This is a genomic window from Bradyrhizobium sp. Unk1 (assembly GCF_059512345.1).
On the sequence record NZ_JCAMOP010000134.1, the window covers coordinates 1 to 3,390 of the forward strand.

A 3,390-nucleotide genomic window follows, 5' to 3' on the forward strand; every position below is an offset into this window, starting at 1 on the left:
CAAGATGGCGCCGAGGGCGAGGGCGGAAACCCGGCTCATGCGTCGTCGCCCAGGCTACGGATAATTGCGACCGCGCGATACTGCGATTCCCCGCCCAGCATATCGACTGGAATGGCATGCGCGGCGGCAAGATAGAGCAAGTGCGCCACATCGGCATCCTCGAAATCGCGAACCAGCAGCCGTTCCGGCGCCCGCCGCAGCAGGGCGCGCGTCGCTTCGGCTATGCCGGGCTTGATCCGGTTGCGGTCACGCGTTCCGCTTTCCGCCAGCAACTGCCGCATCATCGCCTCGCATTCCTGTTTCAGCTCCGCTCGGCGGGCGCCGTGCCCGTCTACCAGTTGCGGTATCGCCGCAGCGGCCAACGGCGCGATCGTGTCCACGAAGGCACGTGAGAGATCAGCACCGGCATATTGCGGGTAGGTGACACAGGCGTGGAAATCGCCCGGCCCCACCAACGCGGCGTTGAGGATCGAGCGACTGACTAGGCCCGAAACGATGCCGTTCAGCAAGCCCGAGGCGATCAGATAATCATCCGCCGTCGCGGCGATGTCTGCCTGTCCTGCAGGGTCAGCAATCACGGCTAAGTCCGGTGTGAAGCCGAATGGCGCATTGGCCAGGGCCGCGCGAAGTTCGCCGGCAATCGCGCCCTTGCCGGTCCAGCCATCGACAAATACCGCGTCGCGCGGATCGTGCCGGCCGGCGATATGCGCGAGCGCGACGCGGTCGACACCCCGATCGCGGATAATACTGATTGAATAATGGGCTGCGCGATGGCCGTGCGCCCGCAAGGTCCGTGCGAGCAAGACGCCGATCGGCGTCCCCGCACGCGCCAGCGAGACGATTACCAGCTCGCGCCCCGGCCTGCGTGCAGCGAGCTGCGCAGCGAGGGTGGCGACATCCTGCGCCAGGCGGGGTCCGTTCCGCGCAAGCGCGGCGTGATAGAGGGATAGATAGCTGTCGTCCGGCACCCTCTCCGGCGCGATCATCTCCGAATAGTGGTGGCGGCCGGACTGGATCGCCGCTTCCTTTTCGGCGACGGAAGTCGGGGCCATTACCACTGGCTTGAGCAGGAAGGTGACATCGGCCGGGTCGTAGCTGCCCGAGAACGGGGGCGCGACCTCAGTCCGCATGGAACATGCCGCCGGCCAGCTGCGAACGGGTGGGCATCATGGCGAAATCGCAAAGGCCCATGAAGGGCGCATCGGTGCGGCTGTCGCCGATGCCGATCACCGGCGCATCAGGGAAGCGTGCGCGGAGGCCGGGTAGGATATATGCCGCCGCATGGGCCTTGCCGAGATAGGGTGGCGTCAGCGCCACGTTGTTGCCGTTGCGGTGGTCCGTCCAGCCCTTGGGCAAGGACGGCACGGCAGCGTCGACCACCGCAAAAAGTGCCGCGGCATCCGCATCTTCATGCTTGGCCAAGGTGTAGAGCGGCAGCGCGTCCTCGACCAGCACACGGGCGTTGACCGCGATGCCGCGGTCGCGCGCCATGCGCCTGATCGCCTCCGCGAGGCTAGCAAGCTGCGACGCGAAGGGCGCGGCGCGGTCGGCGATCGTCGCAGCCCAGTCCAGGTCGACCTGACCGCTGTCATCCAGCACGACGCCGCCATGCGCGCACACCGCTGCGCGGAATGGAATGCGCGCCCGCCGCAATGCGTCCAGGCTGCGGGCGGTGACGGGGACGAGATGCGTCGTATCGGCCAGCCATTCCAGGAACTGCATCTGCCGCGGGGTCGCATAGCTCAGCGGCGATCCGTCGCGCGCGAAGCCCAGCGGCGTCAACCGGTCGGCCGGCAAATCGGGCGGGCATTTGCGCAGCGTCTGGAACAGCGTGTCGTCCAGATCGACCAGGGCGATGGCACGCGTCATGCCGTCCAGCCGATCAGTTCGGCACGGAGAGCGGCAATCAGCCCGGGGTCGATTGTCACCGCGCCGGTCTCATGCGCGATCCAGTTCGCGCGTCCATCGGCGCGGTCGGCATTGTAGAGGTAATTGGGCACGCCCGTTCCATAATTGTCAGCAAAGCGGAGCTTGGTCGCCATCGCGGCACCGGGGAGTGCGGGGCTTCGGCTGGTCGCCTGCACGACGACATCATGCCCTTCTTCTGCGAGGCGTTCCGCCAGCAGGAAGGGGGGATAGGTGAACTCGCCGGTTCCGATGATCCGCAGTGGGCCGAGGATCTCGGGCACAGCGGTATCGGGTTCGGGCACGACGGGCCAGTCGAGTCCCAGCCGACCGAAATTGCGATGCGTCGCCATGCGCCCGAGTGAAGCGGCAGCGGTATCGAACGCGCTGTTGAGCACCGTCGTCGTCTCCTGCGTCCACTCCATGCGTCCGCGCAGCAGCGCCGCGATGCACGTGGGACGCGGCATGCGTGCTTGCCACGCCTTGCCGGCCGACCAGTCGGTCAGCGTCGCTACCGCCATTGCTTCGATCCGCGGCCAAGCAGTGGCGAGCGCCTGGGCGAGGTTGCAAAGGGTCGTTCCTGTCGAGATCTCGTCGTCGACCAATACCAGTGATCGCGGCTCCGGAAGCGCCGGCCTGTAGATCAGATGCGCGGAGGCATGGCTGTGCGGTCTTCGAAGCGGCACAGCAACGGATGATCCAGTTGCTGTCGCGTCGAATGCAGGAAGTGGATGTCGACCCGGCCCGTTGCGAGGCGAAATTCCTCGTGCACCGTCTGGGCAAGGCACACGGCGGTCTCGGCCAGGCCGACGACGAGCACCGGCCCCGGCAGATCGTCAGGGAGCCGCGCCGCGAGATCGCGGGCGCTCTGCCGCATCATCTGCGGCGTGGCGGGCAAATAGCGCCCTAGGACGCGGGATACGACCAGGAACCCCCGCCGCGGATTTTCGCGCGCCGCAAACGCGCAAAGGCTGTCCAGCGGCCAGGCCGCCTTGTCCACGGCGATATCGAGCCGGCCCGTAGCCAACTGGATCGACTGGGTCTTGTCGGCGGCGGTCAACATTCGCAGGTGACGCGAGCGATCATGTCGCGGGCTTGGCGGACCACGTCTGCGCGGCCAAGCAGCCGCGCTTCGTACGCCATCTGCGGCTCAATGCCAAACGAATCGAGGAAGCTGAGCATCAAGTACGCTCCACAGTGCTTGAGCGATAGCGCGCGATCGCCACGACGGCGATTGCAGGGTTAGCTACGGGTACTAATGCGCGTTCTCCCCGGCAGGGATCTGGGACCTGACTAGCAATGAGTGTGCCACCAGAGAATTTGCGCAGTAAGTGCTTCAATAGAGATAGAAACGTGTGCCTCGCCGGTGCGGATCCAGAGGCTCGGCGTCGAGTTGCGGACGATGTGTGATCGACCTGGCACTGGCCCAGATGAATACGACGACGCTGGCATCAGCTTGCTGCGCGACCAGTCTAAGACAACCGG

The 3,390-nt window shown here is 66.1% G+C and carries 4 protein-coding genes and 1 pseudogene; all 5 read right to left on the bottom strand.

What is annotated here, in order from left to right; genetic code table 11:
- Positions 1 to 35: 35 nt before the first annotated feature.
- The 5 genes and pseudogenes from AC5ZFO_RS47475 to AC5ZFO_RS47495 all read right to left on the bottom strand — a co-directional run bounded on the left by AC5ZFO_RS47475 (position 36) and on the right by AC5ZFO_RS47495 (position 3,087).
- The gene (locus AC5ZFO_RS47475) at positions 36 to 1,130 is read right to left on the bottom strand and encodes a cysteine protease StiP domain-containing protein (RefSeq protein WP_496124196.1); all 1,095 of its coding nucleotides are present in this window, start codon (positions 1,128 to 1,130) and stop codon (positions 36 to 38) included.
- Entirely contained in the window at positions 1,120 to 1,869 is a 750-nt protein-coding gene (locus AC5ZFO_RS47480; RefSeq protein ID WP_496124197.1) for an HAD family hydrolase, read from the bottom strand. The genes AC5ZFO_RS47475 and AC5ZFO_RS47480 overlap by 11 nt, the downstream gene beginning before the upstream one ends.
- Positions 1,866 to 2,372, bottom strand: coding sequence for a TRSP domain-containing protein (locus tag AC5ZFO_RS47485; protein ID WP_496124199.1), 507 nt, complete (start codon positions 2,370 to 2,372; stop codon positions 1,866 to 1,868). The genes AC5ZFO_RS47480 and AC5ZFO_RS47485 overlap by 4 nt, the downstream gene beginning before the upstream one ends.
- Positions 2,373 to 2,393: 21 nt before the next feature.
- Positions 2,394 to 2,968, bottom strand: a pseudogene (locus AC5ZFO_RS47490) (phosphoribosyltransferase domain-containing protein); the annotation flags it as partial.
- Positions 2,962 to 3,087 carry a hypothetical protein gene (locus AC5ZFO_RS47495; RefSeq protein WP_496124198.1) on the bottom strand — a complete coding sequence of 42 codons (126 nt, stop codon included), beginning with the start codon at positions 3,085 to 3,087 and terminating at the stop codon, positions 2,962 to 2,964. The pseudogene AC5ZFO_RS47490 and the gene AC5ZFO_RS47495, both read right to left, overlap by 7 nt.
- Positions 3,088 to 3,390: the final 303 nt, after the last annotated feature.